General features: G+C 36.1%; 20 protein-coding genes and 1 pseudogene. All 21 read right to left on the bottom strand.

Annotation, left to right across the window (positions count from 1 at the left end):
- Positions 1-59 precede the first annotated feature (59 nt).
- Complete coding sequence (locus IPH11_17300; GenBank protein MBK6915328.1) at positions 60-1,088, bottom strand: two-component sensor histidine kinase; 1,029 nt, start codon at positions 1,086-1,088, stop codon at positions 60-62.
- On the bottom strand, positions 1,078-1,773 hold the full coding sequence (locus tag IPH11_17295; protein MBK6915327.1) for a response regulator transcription factor: 696 nt from the start codon (positions 1,771-1,773) through the stop codon (positions 1,078-1,080). Before IPH11_17295 ends, IPH11_17300 begins: the two co-directional genes overlap by 11 nt.
- 3 nt (positions 1,774-1,776) lie before the next feature.
- Positions 1,777-2,778, bottom strand: a complete 1,002-nt coding sequence (locus IPH11_17290) for a Gfo/Idh/MocA family oxidoreductase (protein ID MBK6915326.1) — start codon at positions 2,776-2,778, stop codon at positions 1,777-1,779.
- Positions 2,778-4,697 (bottom strand): 1-deoxy-D-xylulose-5-phosphate synthase, encoded by a 1,920-nt coding sequence (locus tag IPH11_17285; protein ID MBK6915325.1) that lies wholly within the window; start codon positions 4,695-4,697, stop codon positions 2,778-2,780. Before IPH11_17285 ends, IPH11_17290 begins: the two co-directional genes overlap by 1 nt.
- Before the next feature lie 32 nt (positions 4,698-4,729).
- Complete coding sequence (gene xseB / locus IPH11_17280) at positions 4,730-4,948, bottom strand: exodeoxyribonuclease VII small subunit (protein MBK6915324.1); 219 nt, start codon at positions 4,946-4,948, stop codon at positions 4,730-4,732.
- 29 nt (positions 4,949-4,977) lie between these two features.
- Positions 4,978-6,156 (bottom strand): exodeoxyribonuclease VII large subunit, encoded by a 1,179-nt coding sequence (locus IPH11_17275; protein MBK6915323.1) that lies wholly within the window; start codon positions 6,154-6,156, stop codon positions 4,978-4,980.
- Positions 6,156-6,992 (bottom strand): hypothetical protein, encoded by an 837-nt coding sequence (locus IPH11_17270; GenBank protein ID MBK6915322.1) that lies wholly within the window; start codon positions 6,990-6,992, stop codon positions 6,156-6,158. Before IPH11_17270 ends, IPH11_17275 begins: the two co-directional genes overlap by 1 nt.
- 74 nt (positions 6,993-7,066) lie before the next feature.
- On the bottom strand, positions 7,067-7,804 hold the full coding sequence (locus tag IPH11_17265; GenBank protein MBK6915321.1) for a TonB-dependent receptor: 738 nt from the start codon (positions 7,802-7,804) through the stop codon (positions 7,067-7,069).
- On the bottom strand, positions 7,720-9,600 hold the full coding sequence (locus IPH11_17260; protein ID MBK6915320.1) for a TonB-dependent receptor: 1,881 nt from the start codon (positions 9,598-9,600) through the stop codon (positions 7,720-7,722). Before IPH11_17260 ends, IPH11_17265 begins: the two co-directional genes overlap by 85 nt.
- Positions 9,601-9,686: 86 nt before the next feature.
- Entirely contained in the window at positions 9,687-10,511 is an 825-nt protein-coding gene (locus IPH11_17255) for a hypothetical protein (protein ID MBK6915319.1), read from the bottom strand.
- A gap of 162 nt (positions 10,512-10,673) precedes the next feature.
- Complete coding sequence (locus tag IPH11_17250) at positions 10,674-12,086, bottom strand: NAD(P)(+) transhydrogenase (Re/Si-specific) subunit beta (GenBank protein ID MBK6915318.1); 1,413 nt, start codon at positions 12,084-12,086, stop codon at positions 10,674-10,676.
- 8 nt (positions 12,087-12,094) lie between these two features.
- On the bottom strand, positions 12,095-12,427 hold the full coding sequence (locus IPH11_17245) for an NAD(P) transhydrogenase subunit alpha (GenBank protein MBK6915317.1): 333 nt from the start codon (positions 12,425-12,427) through the stop codon (positions 12,095-12,097).
- A gap of 36 nt (positions 12,428-12,463) precedes the next feature.
- Positions 12,464-13,609: a Re/Si-specific NAD(P)(+) transhydrogenase subunit alpha gene (locus tag IPH11_17240; GenBank protein MBK6915316.1), complete on the bottom strand. Its 1,146-nt coding sequence runs from the start codon at positions 13,607-13,609 to the stop codon at positions 12,464-12,466.
- A 382-nt stretch (positions 13,610-13,991) separates the two neighbouring features.
- Positions 13,992-15,038 (bottom strand): agmatine deiminase family protein, encoded by a 1,047-nt coding sequence (locus IPH11_17235; protein ID MBK6915315.1) that lies wholly within the window; start codon positions 15,036-15,038, stop codon positions 13,992-13,994.
- Positions 15,035-15,919, bottom strand: a complete 885-nt coding sequence (locus IPH11_17230; protein MBK6915314.1) for a carbon-nitrogen hydrolase — start codon at positions 15,917-15,919, stop codon at positions 15,035-15,037. The genes IPH11_17235 and IPH11_17230 overlap by 4 nt, the downstream gene beginning before the upstream one ends.
- 50 nt (positions 15,920-15,969) lie before the next feature.
- Positions 15,970-16,869, bottom strand: coding sequence for a toxin-antitoxin system YwqK family antitoxin (locus IPH11_17225; protein ID MBK6915313.1), 900 nt, complete (start codon positions 16,867-16,869; stop codon positions 15,970-15,972).
- 78 nt (positions 16,870-16,947) lie between these two features.
- A pseudogene (locus IPH11_17220) lies at positions 16,948-17,070 on the bottom strand (toxin-antitoxin system YwqK family antitoxin).
- Positions 17,057-17,302, bottom strand: a complete 246-nt coding sequence (locus IPH11_17215; protein MBK6915312.1) for a hypothetical protein — start codon at positions 17,300-17,302, stop codon at positions 17,057-17,059. The pseudogene IPH11_17220 and the gene IPH11_17215 overlap by 14 nt, the downstream one beginning before the upstream one ends.
- 95 nt (positions 17,303-17,397) lie before the next feature.
- A complete protein-coding gene (gene aroF / locus IPH11_17210) occupies positions 17,398-18,411 on the bottom strand; it encodes a 3-deoxy-7-phosphoheptulonate synthase (protein MBK6915311.1) in 1,014 nt (337 codons plus the stop codon).
- 12 nt (positions 18,412-18,423) lie between these two features.
- Complete coding sequence (locus tag IPH11_17205; GenBank protein ID MBK6915310.1) at positions 18,424-19,044, bottom strand: DUF1684 domain-containing protein; 621 nt, start codon at positions 19,042-19,044, stop codon at positions 18,424-18,426.
- Positions 19,037-21,628: a DNA mismatch repair protein MutS gene (gene mutS, locus IPH11_17200; protein ID MBK6915309.1), complete on the bottom strand. Its 2,592-nt coding sequence runs from the start codon at positions 21,626-21,628 to the stop codon at positions 19,037-19,039. The genes IPH11_17205 and mutS overlap by 8 nt, the downstream gene beginning before the upstream one ends.
- Between the last annotated feature and the right edge of the window lie 61 nt (positions 21,629-21,689).

The raw sequence follows: 21,689 nt of genomic DNA, 5'->3' as shown, positions 1-21,689 counted from the left end.
TAGAAAAGCAAAATAAGAGCATCATAATATGATAGGACAATATTAGAAAGAGTAAAACCTTAACCTTTCTTTAACCTAAAACTAAACACGCTTCCTTTAGAAACTTCACTTTGAACTTCAACTTTTGATCCGTGTGCTTCGACTATGTGTTTGACAATCGCCAGTCCAAGTCCTGTCCCTCCTTCGGCTCTTGAACGGGCTTTATCAACTCGATAGAAGCGTTCAAATATTCTCGATAGATCATATTCGGGAATGCCTATGCCAGAATCACGGACTTCAATTTTTACATTCTTTTCTTCTTCTGTCAAAATAATTTCTATAGAGCCTTCATCGGTATATTTAATTGCATTCTGAATTAAATTAATGAAAACTTGTCTTAATTTGTTTTTGTCGCCGAATACTTGCAAGTTTATTTCATCTGGTTGAAAATTGATTCTTAGATTTTTTGCCTCAGCAATTGGGGTTAACTCGTTAACGATCTGGAGCAGGAATTCATTTAAGAAAAAATACCTAAAACTTAATCTCATCTCGCCAGACTCGATCATTGATATATCAATCAGATCATTTAAAAGATTGCTAAGACTTATAGTGTGAGTTTTTGCTTTCTCAAGAAAATTACGGTTGACTTTCGGATTGTCAATTGCACCATCAAGTAAGGTTTCAAGAAATCCTTGAATTGTAAATATTGGCGTTCTCAATTCATGTGAGACGTTTCCTAAAAATTCAGAGCGAACTCTTTGCAGTTTTTCCAATCTCGCAAAATCATTCTGAATTTTTTCAAACATCAACCTGATGTCTTTTTCAATGTGGGAAAGATTCTTATCGAGTGAAAGGCTTTGAGAATTTAATAGTGAATTGTTTGTAATCTGATTGATTAAACTTCTGATTTGCCCTATCTCAAATTTTCTGTTCCTATCCAGGAAATAGATAGCAGACAAAGTTAGACAGAAAAGTAAAATTTCATAAACAATAATTAAGTCAGAACTACCAAAGAATAAATAAGCAAGTACAGCAAGAGCAATGAAGCTAATAAAGATTATCTTGTTATAGAATAGTAAATGAAAAATATCTGAAAGTTTATTCTTCACTTTTAAAACGATACCCCACTCCCTTGATTGTTTCAATTAGATAATCAAAATGAGCAAGTTTTTCACGAATTTTTCTGATGTGCACATCTACCGTTCTATCAACCACGAAAACATCATTTCCCCAAACTTCTTTAAGCAAAATTTCTCTTCCGAAAACCCGTCCAGGATTCTGCGCAAGAAAATAAAGAAGTTCAAATTCCTTTCTTGGAAAAATCTTTAGCTCCCCGTTCACATAAATAATATACTTATCCCTGTCAATTATAAGCGGGCCAATTTTGAGGATAGAAGGGAGCTTCCTCTTTTCAGTTAATTGCTCAACATTTCTGAGGTTGGATTTGACACGAGCAATCAGTTTTTTAGGTGAAATTGGTTTTTGAATATAATCATTTGCTCCTATTTCTAGTCCTTTAATTTCATTTGCTTCCCCAGCCTTGGCAGTTAGAAAAATAATTGGAGTATTTTCAAATCCTTTAGTACCCCTAATTTTTTTGCAAGCTTCAAATCCGTCAAGTTTTGGCATCATAATATCAAGAACTATCAAATCCGGCTTTTCACTTAATTTTTTTAGTGCATCAAGCCCGTTAAAACCACAAATTACATCAAACCCTTCCTGCTCGAGGCTATAACTGAGAAACTCAACAATATCTTTTTCATCATCAACTAATAAAATTTTTTTTGTGTCCATTTTCTATACTTTAACTTCCGTTTTTTTGAGAGCTGAGCGGTACATCGCATCAACTAATTTCATTCTTGATACAGCTTCGACACCCGAAGATATTAATGGGCTGACCCCGCGCACGCAGCTAATGAATGCTCGCAATTCATTCATATACGATTTCTTAAATAGATTTAATGAATTTTCATTTTGCGAAGGTGATAAATCAATAAAATTGTTTTCCAATTTTTTTAATATTCTTATCGGGTTCAAACTTGCATTACCTTTTGTGCCGATAACTGAGAGATAAAATGAATCCTTTTCAACAGCGAAAGACCAGCTTGTTTCCATCACTATCAGTGAAGAATTTTTGCATCTGATAAAACTCATTGATGAATCTTCAACTTGTTTAGAATTCTGATAATAACATTGAGCCGAAATTGTTTCGATTTCCGGATAATCAATCAGCCAGAGTGAAAGATCTAACAACAAAATACCAAGATCAATTATAACCCCCCCGCCTGCTTCTTCTTTTTTGGTAAACCATTTTCCTTCGCTGCTTTGTCTTCGTATCCAACCGCATTTTATATAAAAAGGCTCGCCAATCTCACCGGAATTTATCAAACTTTTTAATATCATTGAATCAGGACGGAAGCGTAAATTCATTCCTACCATCAGATTTTTTTTATTTTTTTTTGCTACGGCTGCTATTTGTTTCGCTTCATCATAAGAACGCGCTAATGGTTTTTCTACAAGGACATGTTTTTTTGCATTAAGACACGCAATCGAAATTTCTTTGTGCGAACTGGTAGGGGTTGCAACTATAACAGCATCACATTCGGCTTTAGCAAGCATTTCGTTATAGTCGGTAAAACGATCTGTAACATTGAATTTGTCAGCTATCGTAGTCAATCTATTTTTATTTAATTCTGCGACTGCAGAAATTCTTACATTTTCCAGCTTGCTGAGATTGGGAAGATGAACTAACTGTGCAATTCCTCCTAAACCGATTACTGCAATTTTTGTTTTATCCATTATGCAACTATGTTTTCGTGGATTGATTTTAGCTTTAAAAAATCTTTTACTCTTTCTTTAATTCCCTGCGGATCAATTTTTAAAATATGATGAAGCTCCTGCTGTGTTCCATGATCAACAAACTTATCAGGAAGCCCAAGATTTAGGAAATCATTTTTATAATTCTTCGAAGAAAAATATTCGAGCACTGCACTTCCAAAACCGCCCGCAACGGAATTTTCCTCGAGTGTAATTATTTTATTAAATGATTTAGCAACTTCGTCGAGCATCATTTTATCGAGTGGTTTAACAAATCTCATGTTAATAACTTCAACAGATAACCCTTCAGCGTTTAACTGATAGGATGCTTTCATCGCATAATCAACCATTGAGCCCACAGCAAGAATAGCTGCTTCGGTACCGCTATTTATTTTTTCAGCTTTACCTATTTCAATTATTTCAAAGCCCGGTTTAACTTCGACCCCGAGTGCTGAACCTCTTGGGTATCTTATTGCAATTGGACCTCCAGAATAGTGAACAGCAGTGTAAAGCATATTTCTTAATTCTGCCTCGTCCTTCGGAGCCATAATTACCATTCCGGGAATCATTCGCAAATAACTTAAATCAAAACTACCATGATGCGTTGGACCATCTGCCCCCACCAAGCCTGCTCGATCAAGGACAAAAACAACATGAAGTTTTTGCAAGGCAACATCGTGAATAATTTGATCGAATGCGCGCTGAAGGAAGGTTGAATAAATTGCCACCACAGGAATAACTCCTTGTGTAGCTAAACCAGCAGAGAAAGTAACTGCATGTTCTTCAGCAATTCCGACATCAAAATAATTTTCCGGAATTTGTTTTTGAAGAATATCTAATCCTGTTCCATCAGGCATCGCGGCAGTAATACCAACTACATTTTTATTTTCTCTTATAATTTCAACAAGTGCATTTCCGAAGACGGATGTATAAGATGGAAGCCCGCCTGATTTTTTGATTGCTTTTCCAGTAAGTTTATCGAACGGCGTCGAAGCATGTAATCGTTGTGCATGATTTTCAGCAGGTTTGTATCCCTTCCCTTTTTGAGTAATTGCGTGAACGAGTATTGGTCCTTTAAGATTTTTAACCTGATTAAATATTTTTATCAGGTGGTGGATGTTGTGTCCGTTGATTGGCCCAAAATATCGAAAGCCTAATGCTTCGAAAAGCATTCCGGGTGTTATAACAGCTTTAATTCCGTTTTCAAGACGAGCAGCAATTTTTCTAAGCCGGTCGCCAAAAGTATCAAGCTTGCCGGTTAAATCCCAAACCTGACCTTTAAATTTATTGTAATCAGGATGAGCAATCATCTCAGTAAAATAGTTTGAGATTTGCCAAACGTTTGGGGCAATAGACATATTGTTATCGTTAAGTACAACGATTATATCGGACTTTAATACGCCGGAATTATTCATAGCTTCATAAGCCATACCGCCGGTCATTGCCCCATCCCCAATTATTGCAACCACTTTATTTTTTTCTTTTTTAACATCCCGCGCTAATGCCATGCCCAACGCAGCAGAAATAGAAGTAGAAGCGTGTCCGGCTCCAAATGCATCGTATTCACTTTCGCTTCTTTTTAAAAATCCACTAATGCCATTCAACTGGCGGATTGTTTTTAGCTGCTCTCTTCTGCCTGTGACAATTTTATGCGGATATGCCTGATGACCGGTATCCCAAACGACTTGATCGTATGGGGTGTTAAAAACTTTATGTATTGCTACAGTTAATTCGACCGTTCCTAAGCCACCACCAAAGTGTCCGCCAATTTCTGAGATTGTATCAACCATATAATTTCTGATATCAGAGCAAAGAATTTTTAACTCAGAAATATCAAGTTGCCTTATGTCGGAAGGTAAATTAATTTTTGAAAGGATAGGGTATTTATCTTGATCACTCATTCAATTGAAGCTCCAGACTAATTTTCAAGTTCTTATTCATGCGGGTTATCAGAGAGATTATTTTTCAACTCGGTTATTTTTAATTCTGCATGATTCAATGCTTCCTGGCATTCTTTAGAAAGTAGAACGCCTTCTTCAAATAATTGCAAAGATTCTTCCAAAGTGGTTTCTTCATTTTCGAGCCGAACAGTAATCTCTTCAAGACGTTTCAGTTTTGCATCGAAAGTATTATAAATTGATTTTTTACTCATACTTAAAAATAAGATAATCGGAAGTAATTTTATTGTATTTCAACCTGACCATCAAAAAATTTTAGAATTGATTTTTTGTCTTTATTAAATTCTGCATATCGCTTTATAAATTTAGAATCCTGGCTTACTAAAACAAAACCTTTTTTCAGAGTTTTCTGAATATCAAAAGCCGTAATAGTATTTTTTAACAACGCTAACTTATTCTTTTGCGCTAATATTTTTTTATCCAGCTCTTGAAATAATTTATAAAGAAGATGATCGCTCTCCTGATATTTTTGCCGAACTAAATTCATTGGAACCTGAAATGAATATGAATTTATTTTTGAATAAATATTTTCCTTCAGAACTAAAATTTTATCTTCAATAATTTCAAAATAATTTTTTTCTGTTTCATTCAAGAATAAAGCTATATCCTTAACATCCGGTGTAACCAATTCCATTGCAGCCGAGGGAGTTGGTGCACGAAGATCGGCAACAAAATCCGCAATTGTAAAATCTATTTCGTGCCCCACCCCGGTGACGATGGGTCTGCGCGAATTGTAAATTGCTCTTGCTACTGCCTCTTCGTTAAATGCCCACAAATCTTCAATAGAACCACCACCCCTTGCAACAATTATCAAATCTATGTTCTTTTCAGAATTCAATAATTTTATTCCCGATGCAATTGATTCTGCAGCGCCGGCACCTTGAACTTTTGATGAAGCTATTACCAATTCTAATAATGGATATCTTCTGCTGGCAATGTTTATCATATCTTTTAAAGCAGCACCGTCAATTGCGGTTACAATTCCAATTCTTTGCGGGAATTGAGGGATATTTCTTTTTCGGTCGTCATTAAATAATCCTTCCTCCGATAGTCTATGCTTTAATTGTTCAAAAGCAATTTGAAGTTCACCCACCCCGGCTGGTTTCATGGAGCGCACATCAATTTGATAATTACCTCGAGGCGGATAGACAGTAACTTTGCCTGTTACGACCACTTTCATACCATCCTGCGGCGTGAAATAAACAAAACTATTAATCCCTTTCCACATCGTACAATTTATCACTGCATTTGCATCCTTCAAATTGAAATACCAGTGACCAGATACGTGCGCTTTGAAATTAGAGAGTTCACCCACCACAGCAACTTGCGAAAAATTTTCTTCGATTGCTGATTTTATTTCCAGCGTTAGCTGACTAACTGTTAGAATTTCACTCTGCAACATTATTTTACTATTGAGTTTACTTCCTCGATATTCTTTTTATTATTCTGATTGTAATCTAATTCGGAGCCGAACAAACTATGTGGAATAAGGAACACAATGAACATAAAAACTGCGGCAAAGATAACCCATTTTTTGGGATTTTTATTTTTCAGTATTAAAAATAGTGCGGGCAGCCATGCCAAAAATGCAAGCAATACTTTGTTATCGGTTAAGTCCGTTCCAAATGGAAAACCGGTCCAGTATTCACCAAAGGCATACTTCTGTACTATCGGGCCGAGAACAAATCCACCGAGGATAAAAAGAACTAATGTCAGCCAAATCAGATTTTTATATGAAGGATTCTCACTAAATATTTCCAGCCCGGTCCGTGTAGATAGAAGCATTGAGAGAAAAATTAAAACTATGTGGACAATTAATATTGATACAGGCACCTCCCCTTTGAATCTAATAATAACTGGCTCTTCCTCAGGCAGCAGATACTTCTTTTTAAAATCATCAATTAGAATCTTATAAATTAGTTTACCCGCAGGCGGCTGATGGGGTAATGAAGCAGTAAGGACACCATTATTATTTATCATTGGAATCTCGTTCCAGTTTTCATTTACTTTGTAACGTTTCCACAATAAAGTCCCGGCAAAATTCTGACTCCCAATATCGAATGAGACTATATGATCGCTCTCCCCACCATGTGTGCGGTCAAATCTATAATCTATTTCTCTATTGTCAATTAGAACTGATCCAGAGATAGGATACGAAGGACCGGTAGCTTTTTGATAGTATGCTAAAAATAATGTGAGGAAAAATGAAATTATCCAAAGTAAAGATTGTTTTTTCATATTCTCTTTGAAAATGTTTGATAAAAATCTTGGTGTTAAATTTTTCTTGTAATAATAAAATTTAAAATAAATAATCAGAACTTAACACTGAAACCGAGGGTTGGGAGAATCGGAAACATATTTGTTGCTTCGCGATCAAGTTTTAAATCATCGGTAATAAAATAATCATAATTCAAAACATTGGAACGATTATAAACATTAATGACATCGAGATAGAATGTCCAGTCAAGTCCCCAATAATCTGCAAAAAAATTTAAACGAACATCAAGCCGATGATATGGAGGTTTTCGAGCATTCAATTTGTTGTCGCCATAATCAACATCATAAATAATTTCTTGTTCATTTTCCGGAATAGCAGGATTAAATCTAGTGGCAATAACAGGAGTTTCAGGAACGCCATCGAGATTGTCATCAACTAATATAATGCGAGGTTTTATTCCAATCGGTTCAGAATAGGGAAATCCGCTTCCGTACTGCCAGCGCAAACCAATGTCCATCCATGAAGCGATGGAATAGTTTAATACAATATTTATTGTATGTCTTTGATCAAATCTGAATGGTAATTTTTCTCCATACTCAAAAGTGTTTGCAAAGGCAAGTGAGTATGAAACCCATCCTGAGAGTTTTGATTCATTCATGATATTTTTTTTGGAGAGCAGTAATTCAATTCCATAAGATTCACCAACTGCACCATTGATAGGTATCTGAGTTAATGAATCGCCTTTCGTTACAACCGGACGAGTCCAGCCGGATTTAATTTTTTGATTTCTTCCTGGAATTTCTTCGGTAAAAAAGAATTGCCTGTAACCAATTTTTGAATGTAAAGATCATTAAAATCTTTGTAGTAGCCCTCCAGCTTCAAACTCCATTCAGGTGTTAACCACTTTTCGATACCAGTGACGTAATGGATTGCACGTTCAGCATTAAGAGCATTTGTATAAATATCATTTAAATCGAAAAGAACATTTCGATCTCTTAATTTTTCATAACCTGGTGATTGATAATAAACTCCCCACACAGCGCGCAGGGTTGTAATCTCATCTAATGCATAGGAAAAAGATAAGCGGGGGGCAAGATATGGTTTGTTCAATATTTCATAATAATCAAATCGTAAACCGGGTTGAAAGAAAAATTTATCAGTTAATTTAAAATTATTCTGGATGTATGTCCGGTAACGGTTGTAATTTTTTACATCTACCAGGTCGCTGAGCACTGCTCTGAATTGCGGATTTGCAGCAAAGATTGCAGCAAGTTCCGGATCGATAATAAATTTAAAAGTGAGCAGCGTCTGCATAAAATCTGCACCCGCCCCTGCTTCTAAAATATGATCACCCCACAGAAGAGTGAACTTATCATCAAGAGAATATTTCTTATATCCAAAATCAGCTTTGAATCCAAAATTCAGAAGATAGGGTGAAAGTGTATCGGGTATTGTATTCTCAAACTCTTTTCTATTTAAAGAAGGATCAAGCACCTGAGAATCAAAATCGGTATTGCCGCCATTATTATACCAGGAAAAAACCAGTTTATTAAAAAAATATTTATTGGGAGTGTAATGCCAGGCTGCTCCAAGTATATCATTCTTTGTCACATTAAAAACTCCGATACTGTCTGCAGTTTTTCGGTTATCAGGGCTGACAACATTTACCCCATCCCTGGAATAAATCCCGTTGAATAAAATTTTATGCCCGTTGTATGGACCAATAGCAATCTTCGCTTGAAAATCATAAAAATTTGGGAAGGAAACATTTTCATCAACAAGTCCGGTATTTTTAACAAATGGCTCAATGATTAAATCGTAATAAGTTCTCCGGGAATTTATAAGCCAGCTTCCTTTTAGATCGAAAGGATTTTTCCCTTCGAGAACAATATTTGCGTCAACAATTGAGGCATTGATGCTGCCGTTTAAATATTTTTTTGTTGTACCCTCCTTGTTCGTAACATCAAGCACTGCTGATAACCTATCTCCATACTTTGCCGGAAATCCTCCGGAAATAAGATTCACATCCGAAACAGCATCTGGGTTAAACATACTAATAACCCCATACAACCGGTACGGATTAAAAATTTCAATGTCATCCATTATTATTAAATTTTGATCGGGACCACTTCCTCTTACAATCAATTGAGATGAAAAATCATTTGGTGCAAGTATGCCCGGTAATGACTGCAAAGTTCTAAAGACATCTTCACTGGCACCGGGAAGAATTTTTGCGTTACGCGGATTCAAATCAAGAAAGCTTGTCCGTGTATCGCGCTGTTCCTGCTGCTTTTGCCCGGTTACTTCTACAGTTTGTACTTCAATCGCAACTGCGCTCAAATTAACATTTAGTTCAACTGTTTTATTCGGGAATATTTCAACGGGAATGGTTTGGGTTAAATATCCAACCGCACTGAATCTAACCTGATATTTTCCGACAGGAATATTTTTTATTTGATAATAACCTCCCTCGTTACAAGCAGTGCCGATTGGAGTTTCTATTAATATGACATTAGACGAAGGAATTGGCTGTGAACCATCCTCTATTTTTCCAATTAAATTTCCTGTTTGCGGAAAAATGTTTGTAGTGTAAAATAAAAGTATGAATAATATTCTGGTTGAAGACATAATATGAAAAAAGTTTTTAACAAACCTAAAACATTTTAAAGGAAAAAATCATCCTTAAAATCATGTCTTCGAATGGAAATCACACCTTAGTAGTAAAACGAGAAGAAACTTGAGTACAATCCAATGGAGAATTCATGAAAAGCTTTTGAAGAAGTCCCGGGTTTTAGATTGTAACGGTATCGAGTATAAATGGTAAAGGTATTTTCAATTTCAAATAATCCAATCGAAAACTCCGGGCTTATACCATTGAACCCATTAAAATTTGTCGTGTAATTTATTCCCGGAGAAATATATTCGAATGGTTTAAGTTCAAAAAAATGTTTGTAACCGAATCGGAAAAATTTCCGACTTTCTGCATTAAAAATATAAGAGTATTCAATTCCTAAATATCCTGAAGGATAATTAAATCCTTTTGAACGAAATGTAATAAGTGGAATTTCTTTTGTTAAACTAAAATAATTTTGATCGCCGTCAATAACAAAAACAGGATTGGGAACGGCGAATACAACTCCACCAAACAAGCAGAGCAAAAGAAAATTAGATTCGTTTTCTATCTTCGGTTCAAAAGGTAGTTCAAAATCGAAAACTTCACTTCGTTCGATTTTCCCGGACTGATCTTCAGTGACGATTACAAACGGTACACTTTTATTTTTGAATTTCATATTTGAAATATCAATGCTGGCAGTAACTTTGTCGGAATATAAATCAGAGACAACTAATTCAAATTCTTCATTAATTATAACTTTTGATTTTACCTCCTCGCTCGTAAAGAATGAAAGGATAAATCTATCTGGTAACTCAAGTTTTACATAAGCATCAATTAAAAAAACTTCGACAAGATTCTCTTCCTGTGCAAATGAAAAATTATTAAAACTTAATACAGCAGTTAATGTTAAAAGCAGTTTATTCATTTTTCTTTTTAATAAAATTTATTAGACAAATTACGAAAATGATATGGAATAATTTTTCAGAGGTTAGAGAAGTGGTTTTTTAGCTGCAATTTTATGAAAGATTTAAATATCAGGCTGCTCGATCAATTATTTCTGAACAGCCTGTTTATAATAATTTATACGCTAAAGATTTTTAATCTCATTAACAAGTTTAGTAATTGCATCTTTTGCATCGCCGAAATACATCAGTGAATTTGGATTGAAGAACAATTCATTTTCAATTCCAGCATAACCAACATTAAGCGAGCGTTTGTTGATTATTACAGTTTTAGCATAATCAACATTTAAGATTGGCATTCCAAAAATCGGGCTGTTCTGATCATGGCGTGCGGCTGGGTTCACAACATCGTTAGCACCGATAACAATTACCACATCCGTGTTTGGAAAATCATCGTTGATATCTTCCATCGCGAAAAGTTTATCGTATGAAACCTGAGCTTCTGCTAGTAAAACGTTCATATGCCCGGGCATTCTTCCAGCAACTGGATGAATTGCAAAACGAACTTTAATACCCTTCTTTTCCAAAACATTAACTAAATCACGAACTGCGTGCTGAGCTTGTGCTACAGCCATTCCATAACCAGGAACAATTATTACACTGCCAACAGAATCAAGCAGCATTGCAAGTTCTTCGGAATCGATAGATTTAACATCGCCTTTAATTGATGTTGTCGAAGCTCCTGTTCCTCCAGTTCCTGCAGATGCCCACCCACCCATTACGACATTCATCAACGAACGATTCATACCGCGGCACATAATCAAAGTCAAAATAATTCCTGATGCTCCAACTAAAGCTCCGGCAATTATCAATTCATTATTACCAAGAACAAAGCCGGTTGTTGAGCCCGCAAGACCTGAATAAGAGTTTAACAGCGAAATTGCCACAGGCATATCAGCTCCGCCAATTGGAAGAACCAACAGCACACCGAGCAACAGTGAAGCAAAAGTAATTATTAAAACGATGTCCATTGCTGAAGGATTTACCACTACGTAAACACCACCGGCAATAACCGCAAGCAGAAGTAAAAGATTAAATGGATGCTGCATCGGATATTTAATTACTTTGCCTGAAACCAAACCTTGAAGTTTTCCGAAAGCAATCATAGAGCCGGTGAAAGTAACGCCTCCAATTAATAAACTAAGTATAATTGCTACCCCCTGATCAATCGGCAGAATGAACGGCAAACCTTTATCTACCGGATAATTTGGATTTATTTTATAATATTCTGCAAGTGCAACCAAAGTAGAAGCGCCGCCGCCGAATCCGTTTAACATTCCAACCATTTGCGGCATACCTGTCATCGGTACCTTTATCGCCAAAATCGTTCCAACTAATGAGCCAATAATTACGCCAATGATTATCCATTCATAAGTCAAAACATTTTGATCGAGCAGCGTAGCCACAATCGCCATCAGCATACCAATTGCTGCATAAAGATTTCCTTTGCGCGCAGTTTTTGGCGAACCTAAAAATTTTATTCCAAAAATAAACAGGATAGATGATATCAGATAAGTTATTTCTATTGCTATAAACATTTTTTATCTCACTTTCCATCAGAGCCGGATCGTGACGGCTTTTTAAACATTTTTAACATTCGATCTGTAACTAAGAATCCCCCGACAACATTTATCATAGCAAAGATTACAGCAACAAGACCAAGTATTGTGCTGATAGTGAATTCTTTTAAGCCTGCACTTAACAATGCACCAACGATTGTAATTCCGGAGATTGCATTTGAACCGGACATCAAAGGTGTATGCAGCGTTGGTGGAACTTTTGTGATCAACTCAAAGCCGACAAAAATTGCAAGCATAAAAACATAAATATGCATCAGAAAAATAAATTCATTCAGATGTGTTGAAATAAATTCTACCATATTAATTCCTTTAATTAATAATTAATTTTTTATTCATTATTTGATTAGATCTTTTACTCTTTGATTAAAAACTTCTTTATTGTATGTAATAAGGCATCCCTTCACAATTTCATCATCAAGTTTTAATTGAACCATACCTTCTTTACTGATATGCAAGAGTAAACTCAAAATATTTTTTGAATACATTTCGCTTGCGTGAGTTGCAACAAGGCTGGGGATATTCGGCTCTCCGATAACTGTTACCCCATATTTTTTCACAGTCTTTCCCTTTTCACTTATCTCACAGTTGCCGCCAAATTCAGTAGCCATGTCAAGCACAACACTGCCGGGGCGCATATTCTTCACCATTTCTTCTGTTACAAGCACAGGAGATTTTTTCCCTGGGATTAAAGCAGTTGTAATCACAATATCCGCTTCGGTAACATGCTTGAATATTACCTCTTTTTGCCTCTTTAAAAATTCCGGTGAAGCCTCTTTAGCATAACCGCCGGCATCCTGCATGTTTTCATCAGTCTCAACTTCAATAAATTTTCCACCAAGGCTTTGCACTTCTTCTTTTACTGCAGCCCGGATGTCCGAAACTTCTACTACAGCACCGAGTCTTTTTGCAGTGCCAAGAGCCTGAAGTCCCGCAACTCCCGCCCCCATGATTACTACTTTAGCCGGTGAGATTGTTCCTGCTGCAGTCATCATTAATGGAAATATTTTGCGTAATTCGTTCGCTGCCATTATAACACTTTTATAACCTGCAAGGTTTGCCTGCGAACTTAGTGCATCCATTTTCTGTGCAAGTGTTGTTCGGGGAATCATATCCATCGAAATAACATTGATACCTTTTTCAGCACATTTTTTTGCTAGTTCAAAATGAAAAAGGGGATACAGAAATGTTATCAGCAGAGTTCCTGTTTTCATCAAGTCAAGTTCGTGTTTACCGGCAGAGGGATTATCAATTGGTCTTTGAACTTTCAAAACTATATCTGCTGAAGAATATAATTCCAAAATACTGGATATGATCTTTGCACCGTGCTTAATATAATTATCATCAGTAAAGCCCGCATTAAGTCCTGCGTCTTTTTCGATTAAAACTTCAAAGCCTGATTTGATTAATTTTGAAATGACATCGGGAACTGTAGCTACTCGGTTTTCGCCGGGAAGAATTTCTTTGGGAACAGCTATTATCACATTTTCCTCCGTTTTTATTAGAAAGAATTAATTTATGGGTGAAAACTTAAAAGGAATTGAGAATAAATACAAACTAATAGAAATATTATTGCTTATGTAAAAGAGTTTATTTTATTTGTTGGCTTGGATCGAAGGCTGGACCAAGATCAAGATCAAGATCAGGTTCAAGATCAAGGAAATGCGAAGTATTATCTTACTCTTGAACTTGAACCTGAACTTTAACTTTAAATCTTATATCAAAAAATTATGTATTGTATTTGATCTGTCATTTCATAAAAAGCATCTTGCGTGTTTCTTTGAATTCACCTGCAGATAGTGTGTAAAAATAAACTAAAAAAATTCGACAAAGATAACTTTAGTTCAGAAGGGATTCTTGACGATCTTACATTTGTTCGTGAGTCAAGCAATGCAGCGTTCCTAATCCCCACACTAAATCTACAGCGTGAATACCGATAACAGGTCTATCAGTAAACAACTCAGACAATATTCCCAGCGCAGTTCTATCGTTTGGATCATTGAACGTTGGAACAAGTACAGCATAATTTGAAATGCAAAAATTAGCATAACTTGCCGGCAGCCTTTGCCCTTTGAAAATTACAGGAGATGGCATTGGTAATTCAACAATATCCACGCTTGATCCGTCTTCTACTTTTGCATCTTCTAATATTTCTCTATTCTCCATCAGTGGAATAAAGTTCGGATCATTCGGATGAGCTTCCAAAGCAGAAACAACTGTATTATGATTTACAAATCTCGTAATATCATCAACATGCCCGTGAGTATCATCTCCAACAATTCCTCTATTCAGCCAGATAATGTTTTTTGCGCCGAGATATTTTCTGAATACATACTCGTAATCACTTTTAGAAAAGTCAGTGTTACGAACCTGAGTTTCACTATCGAGTAAACATTCTTCCGTTGTAATAATAGTCCCTTTTCCGTTGTAATCTATACTCCCTCCTTCAAGAACAACGTGGCGGTTTTTGTGAAGAGTTTCAATTCGCAAAAGATTGAATTTTTCGGAAATCATTTTAGGAATATTAGCATCAAGTTTGTAGTTGTCATATTTCGCCCATGCATTAAAACCGAAATTAATGAGAATCGTATTGCCAATATTATCTTTAACAAATTGAGGACCGGCATCGCGCAGCCAGTTGCGATTTGTTTTAAGAATATAAAATTCTACGTTGGATAAATTTGTACGGACAGATTTTAAAACAAATTCTGCTTTGGCTTGATGCTGCGGGGATTGGACGATTATCCGGACTTTTTCTGCACGAGAGATATGACGAACAATTTCAGCGTAAACCCAGGGGATGGGGGAAAATTTCCCGGGCCAATCTTCTTTATTTGCAGGCCAGCCAATCCATGTGGCTTCGTGATGTTCCCATTCGGCAGGCAGTCGGTATTTTTGATTTGCAGATTTCATTTTGAAAATCGTTTCGTAATTTCGCCGTAAGCATCCACCCTTCTATCTCGCAGGAAGGGCCAGTTGCGGCGGATATATTCAATTCTGTTTAAATCTATTTCTGCAATTAAAATTTCTTCATTATCGTGTGATGCTTCAGCTAAAATAACTCCTTGTGGATCGCAGATAAAACTTTTCCCCCAGAATTCAATACCGGCAGAATCTTTTGTTTCCTTTTCCAAACCTATCCTATTAACAGATGCGACATAAACTCCATTTGCAATTGCGTGAGAGCGTTGAATTGTCTGCCAGCTTTCAAACTGTGGTTTGCCGTGTTCAACTTTTTCGCCCGGATGCCAGCCGATTGCAGTAGGATAAAATAAAATGCTTGCACCCTGAAGTGCTGTCAATCTTGCCCCCTCCGGAAACCATTGGTCCCAGCAAATTAATGTCCCGATGTTTCCATACTCAGTTTGAAAACTTTTGAAACCTAAGTCACCGGGAGTGAAATAATATTTTTCGTAATAAGCCGGATCGTCTGGAATGTGCATCTTACGATATATACCTGCTATCTCACCTTTTGTATTAATGACAGCGATTGAATTGTGATAAAGTCCGGCAGCTCTTTTTTCAAATAATGGAACAATTATCACCACTTCATACTTTTTTGCAACTTTAGAAATTGCTTGAGTAGTGGGTCCAGGAATAGTCTCTGCTAAATTATAATTATCAATATTTTCAGATTGACAGAAATATTGCGAACGGAAAAGTTCTGGCAGGCAAATTACCTGTGCACCTTTTTTAGCAGCTTTCTCAATCCAATTAATTGCTTTAGATAGATTGTCATCGGCGTTTTTACTGAATGATAGTTGAAGTAGCCCGACTGCAAATTTTGAAGGAATTTTTTACAATTTATTTCACCATATTTTTGTTAGCAAATTATGAATGATAATTAATAACCATGAGCGGAAATCATATCACCCTCAGAGTTATACTCTTTCCATTTAATTAGTTTACCAGACTGAAAATACTCTTCCTTTTTTAGCACACGGTCTCTGTAATATTCTTTAACCCATCCATCAATTTTCCCATCGAAGTAGTTTTCCTCTCTTTCGAGAAATCCATTATCATAATAAATTAATTTTTTATTAACCGGTATATCATTTTCGAAAGACTGGCTTGATTTTAAAATACCGTTTGTGTGGTAAAGTTTTACTTCACCTTCAAGTTTATCATCTTTGTAGTTAGCAGTTGATTCCAGGGCACCGTTGAGGAAGTAGCTCACTGCAATACCATTTTTTTTATCATTATTATAATTTATTTCCGATTGAAGTGCACCATCAGGGTAATAATTTTTTGTGATTCCTTTTTGTATTCCATTCAGATAATCTATTTCAGTTTTTAAAATTCCATTTTCATAAAATAAAAACGACTTCCCTTGCAATACATCATCCTTGAAATTCCATTCTTCTTTAAGAAAACCTGATTCATAATAAACTCTTGTTGAGTTTTGCTTCTTACCTTGCTTCAAAAAAGTCTCTTGTTTTATTGTTCCGGTTTCAAAGTAATCCTTAACGGTTCTTTCTTCAGATTCGTATTTACCCTGAACGTCATAACGAGTACGCAAAATCAGTTCATCTTTTTCGTAAACATCTTTTACACGAACACTATGCCCGGTATCATAAATCAATACTTCCCCTTCAAGTTTATCGTCAATAAAATTTGCTTCAAGTGCAACTCCGCTACTCTTTTCAAAATAGATAAAAGTTTTACCGTTTAACAAACCATTAACAAAATTTCTTTCAACTTCGATGCTTCCATTTTGGTAATAGGTTTTTGATATCCCCTGCAATTCTCCATCAACAAATTTCCACTCCCCTTGCAGTTCGCCTGTTTTATAATAAGTGTAAGTTATTCCGTCTAATTTGCCGTCGCGGTAATTTTGTTCAGCCCATAGTTCGCCGGATTCATAATACCATTTAGAAGTTCCTTCTTTAATCCCGTGTTTGTAAGTCCATTCGATACTTACTTTGCCATCTTCAAAAAACCATATTTGAGAGTCCTTCTTCTAAACCATCTTCAAAATGCCATTGCTTCCATACTTTTCCATTTGGATAATACTCGACATATTCTCCATTAAGCTGACCATACCAATAATCACCCTCTGTTTTTAACACTCCATTCGGGTAGTAGGTTTTTTTTACTTCTGTCCCGGATAGTTTTTGAGCAGTCGAGAAAGAAATAAATACGAAGAAGAAATAAATGAGAGTTAGAATAAATTTCATTAAAAAATCTTTTTCAGGTTATAAGTATACTTGTTACAATTTTTGCAATAAACATAAAATCATTGTTGGAACGGATAAACTGAAATATTATTGGATTAAATCTTCCTGCCAATTACTTCAGCGATCAGTTTTATCTGCCTCATCATTTCGTGAAATTGTTCCGGAAGAATCGCCTGCGGTCCATCAGATAAAGCTTTTTCAGGATCATGATGAACTTCAACCATTAAACCATCGGCGCCGGCAGCCACAGCAGCTCGCGCCATCGGTATAACTTTATCTCTGATTCCGGTTGCGTGCGAAGGATCGGCAAAAATAGGGAGATGGCTTCTTTTATGAACAACAGGAATTGCAGATAGATCGAATGTGTTCCGGGTGGATCTTTCAAATGTACGAATACCGCGTTCGCAAAGAATTACATTGGGATTTTCATTAGACAAAATATATTCAGCAGACATCAGCAAATCTTCAACTGTAGCCGAAAGTCCACGTTTGAGCATCACAGGTTTATTTGCTTTTCCAAGTTCTCTCAAAAGAGGATAGTTCTGCATATTTCTTGCACCTACCTGGAAAATATCAGTGTACTTTCCAACTAAATCTATCTGAGAAATCTCAAGAACCTCCGTAATTACAAGCAAATCAAATTCATCCGCAGCCTTCCGAAGGAGTTTTAAACCGACTTCTCCCAAACCCTGGAATGAATAAGGTGAAGTCCGTGGTTTAAATGCACCTCCCCTTAATATTTTTGCTCCCGAGGATTTAACAATTCCGGCTATCTTCATAATTTGCTCTTCATTCTCAACCGAACAAGGACCGGCAATTACCATTATTTCATTTCCACCGATAAGGACATCTTTGATTTTTATTTGAGTAGCATCCTGCTTGAAGTTACGGCTTGCTAATTTAAATGGGTCGGTTACCCGAAAAACTTCTTCAACTCCATCTAAAACTTTTATCTTCCGGGTATCAAAATTCGGATGAACACCAATTGCCCCGATTACAATTCTTTCTTCACCCATCACCTTGTGAACTGCAAATCCGTAATCCTGTAAATGTTTAACTACATTTTCATACTGCTGATCTGTGATTTTTTTGTCGAGTACTACTATCATTTTATTTCTTTCTTAATGAAAATTTTTTTCGCCTGCCTTAATTTCAATATCGAGGTAATCCTCCTTTGTTGGGACAGCGCAGGAGTATGTTGAACTATATGCACAATATGGATTATATGCAAGATTAAAATCTATTGTATAAGTAAATTCTTTTGATGGTGATAATTCAAAATCAAGGTAACGACCCACGCCATAAGTTTCTTCTCCGGTTGTGTTATCGGTAAACCAGATAGAAAAATACGCTTCCCCGTTCTCAGTCCATCCTTTATAAACATTCACTTTAAATTCTTTTTCTTGATAAATGAATTTTAAGTAGCCGTATCGAACCGCCTTCCGTGCCTCTCCCTTTGTCCCGAGAACTTGAATCGTGTCTTTCAATTCATATTCAAAAAGCTTGCTTGTAAATTTAAGATCAGGATCAACATCGAAATATTTTAATGGAGCATAATGAGCTTTTACATCCTGATTGAATGGCGAGTATAGTGAAGATTTAAAATCTTCGTCTTTCAATTTTCGCAATTGATTAATTTCATTAATATATGCTTCTTCTTCGGGAGTATAATTTTTACCGCAAGAGTTTAGTAAAAACATTGAAGCCGGGATTAAAAAGAAAAGAAAGAATATCTTAATCATTTTTTCGAACTTTCTTTTGTAATTCATTCAGTTTGTTTAGCGCATCAATTGGAGTCAGGCTTTCCAATTCCATATTTTTTAATTCTCCTCGAAGTTCATCATCTTTAAATTCAAAAAGACTGATTTGATTATCATCGCTCTTTAGTTTTTTTAACTTTTCTTTTTTTATCTCATAAGGAGTTAATTCTTTGCTTTCAAGATTTTCGAGCACCTCCTTTGCGCGATTAGTCACAAACAATGGAAGTCCTGCCATCTGTGCAACCTGGATTCCGTAACTGTGATCGGCTCTTCCGGGATTAACTTTATGCAAAAATATTACTTTATCGTCGTACTCGCGAACTTCAACTTTATAATTTTTTATTTTGGGAAAGATCTCAGCCATCTCATTTAATTCATGATAGTGCGTCGCAAATAAAGTCTTTGCATTTATATCAGGATTTTCGTGCAGATACTCTGTGATTGCCCAGGCAATAGAGATACCGTCGAACGTGCTTGTCCCCCTTCCTATCTCATCAAGCAGGATCAAACTTTTATTTGTAGCATTATTTAAAATATTTGCTGCTTCCTGCATTTCAACCAGGAAAGTACTTTCACCGGCAGTTATGTTATCACTTGCCCCCACCCGTGTAAATATTCTATCAACCAACCCGATCTTTGCGCTTTTTGCGGGGACAAAGCAGCCAATCTGCGCCAGCAAGACAATTAATCCAGCCTGTCGAAGATAAACAGATTTACCCGCCATATTCGGTCCTGTCAAAAGTATAATTTGATTTTCTTCGTTATCAATCTTACAATTATTTGAAGTAAACTTTTCTCCCGGCTGCAAAATTCTTTCTACTACCGGATGCCTGCCTTCAATAATTTCTATCGAATCATTTTCATTCACTTCAGGTTTAATATAATTATAATCAGAAGCGCATTCGGCAAAAGAAATAAAACAATCAAGCATAGCAATCAGCTTTGCATTTTGTTGAATCACCTCCGCTTGCTCTGCAACTGATATTCTCAAATGATTAAACAACTGTGATTCAAGTTCATAAATTCTTTCTTCGGCATTCAGAATTTTATCTTCATACTCTTTAAGCTCGGGAGTGATGTACCGCTCCGAATTTACGAGCGTTTGTTTGCGCATATAATCCGAAGGAATTTTATCTTTATTCGCATTACTGATTTCAATGTAGTACCCAAAAACCTTATTGAAGTTTACTTTGAGCGAAGAAATTCCAGTCCGCTCCCTTTCTTGTTTTTGAAGATTCGCAATCCAGTCTTTTCCATGTATCGAAATATCTCTAAGCTCGTCGAGCTCGGGGCTGTAGCCGTATTTTATCACCCCTCCATCAATCAAGCTAAGCGGAGGAAAATCCACGATCGCATTCTCAATCACTTCAACCGATTTTTCCATTGGGGAAAGTGTATCTGCAATTTGTCTAATTGTCTTTACTCTCAAAGACTTCATTTCTTCTTTCAAGAAAGGAATTTTTTTAAGCGAAGATTTAAGTGCTACTATTTCACGGGGATTAGCTCGCGCTGTGCAAATTCTTGATATAAGTCTTTCGAGATCGCCAATTTCTTTAAGATGCGTGATAAGATTTTTTCTAATGGATTTGTTCTCAACTATTTCTTCAACGCTATCCAATCGTGCTTGTATCGGTTCAAGTTTTCTTAAAGGGGCCGAAATCCATTTCTTTAATAAGCGTGCGCCCATTGCAGTTTGGGTTTTATCTAAAATTGAAATGAGCGAGCCCTCCCTTCCCCCATCCTGCATTGAATATGTTATTTCAAGATTTCTCTTTGTTGAATGATCCAGAGTCATATATTCAGATGGATTGTACAAAGCAATTTTACTCAGATGAGAGAGGTTAGCCTTTTGAGTTTCCTGCAGATAATTAAGTATTGCACCGCTTGCTATTATTCCTGCATGAAGATTTTCAATTCCAAACCCTTTAAGTGTAGCAGTTTTAAATTGTATTCTTAAAAGCTCATTAGCATAATCTAAATTAAAAATCCAATCATCAAGTTTTGAGATACGAATTGATGAATTGACTTTATTGACATAACTGGTTATTAAATCTTTATCCTTTTTCTGAGCAAGAATTTCAGATGGACTAATTGATTCAATCTGTTGTATAACATTAGCCGGCGAAACCTGGTAACAATAAAACTCTGCTGTGGAAATATCACAAAATGAAATTCCTGCAACTTCATCGGTTAGAAAAATCGCCATCAAATAATTATTTTTTTTATGATCGAGCAGTTTGTCGGAAAGAGTTACGCCGGGAGTTACAACTTCAACAACTTCACGCTTGACAATACCTTTAGCAAATTTAGGATTTTCCATTTGCTCGCAAACTGCAACACGATAACCTGCGCGTACAAGTTTTGGTAAGTAACTGTCTATGGCGTGATGAGGAAAACCAGCAAGCGGTACATCTCCCGCTGCACCATTGGAGCGCTTAGTTAAAGTTATACCCAAAACTTTTGATGCGGTTTTGGCATCCTCATCGAAAGTTTCAAAAAAATCGCCAACCCTAAAAAGCAGAATCGTATCAGGATTGGCTTCTTTAATCTTCCGGTATTGATTCATTAAAGGAGTTACTTGCATAGCATTTAAAAAATTGTTGTCAAAAATAGCGGAATCTCAAACG

Source organism: Ignavibacteriales bacterium (genome assembly GCA_016709155.1).
GTDB lineage: Bacteria > Bacteroidota > Ignavibacteria > Ignavibacteriales > Ignavibacteriaceae > JADJEI01.
Note: the sequence above shows the minus strand (reverse complement) of the source record. Positions and strands in the feature narration are given on the sequence as shown.

Bases quoted from the DNA above. Each gene is read 5' to 3' on its own strand.
- IPH11_17295 (MBK6915327.1), bottom strand. From the start codon at position 1,773: ATGGACACAAAAAAAATTTTATTAGTTGATGATGAAAAAGATATTGTT.
- IPH11_17290 (MBK6915326.1), bottom strand. From the start codon at position 2,778: ATGGATAAAACAAAAATTGCAGTAATCGGTTTAGGAGGAATTGCACAG.
- IPH11_17285 (MBK6915325.1), bottom strand. From the start codon at position 4,697: ATGAGTGATCAAGATAAATACCCTATCCTTTCAAAAATTAATTTACCT.
- xseB (MBK6915324.1), bottom strand. From the start codon at position 4,948: ATGAGTAAAAAATCAATTTATAATACTTTCGATGCAAAACTGAAACGT.
- IPH11_17275 (MBK6915323.1), bottom strand. From the start codon at position 6,156: ATGTTGCAGAGTGAAATTCTAACAGTTAGTCAGCTAACGCTGGAAATA.
- IPH11_17270 (MBK6915322.1), bottom strand. From the start codon at position 6,992: ATGAAAAAACAATCTTTACTTTGGATAATTTCATTTTTCCTCACATTA.
- IPH11_17260 (MBK6915320.1), bottom strand. From the start codon at position 9,600: ATGTCTTCAACCAGAATATTATTCATACTTTTATTTTACACTACAAAC.
- IPH11_17255 (MBK6915319.1), bottom strand. From the start codon at position 10,511: ATGAATAAACTGCTTTTAACATTAACTGCTGTATTAAGTTTTAATAAT.
- IPH11_17250 (MBK6915318.1), bottom strand. From the start codon at position 12,086: ATGTTTATAGCAATAGAAATAACTTATCTGATATCATCTATCCTGTTT.
- IPH11_17245 (MBK6915317.1), bottom strand. From the start codon at position 12,427: ATGGTAGAATTTATTTCAACACATCTGAATGAATTTATTTTTCTGATG.
- IPH11_17235 (MBK6915315.1), bottom strand. From the start codon at position 15,038: ATGAAATCTGCAAATCAAAAATACCGACTGCCTGCCGAATGGGAACAT.
- IPH11_17215 (MBK6915312.1), bottom strand. From the start codon at position 17,302: ATGAAATTTATTCTAACTCTCATTTATTTCTTCTTCGTATTTATTTCT.
- aroF (MBK6915311.1), bottom strand. From the start codon at position 18,411: ATGATAGTAGTACTCGACAAAAAAATCACAGATCAGCAGTATGAAAAT.
- IPH11_17205 (MBK6915310.1), bottom strand. From the start codon at position 19,044: ATGATTAAGATATTCTTTCTTTTCTTTTTAATCCCGGCTTCAATGTTT.
- mutS (MBK6915309.1), bottom strand. From the start codon at position 21,628: ATGAATCAATACCGGAAGATTAAAGAAGCCAATCCTGATACGATTCTG.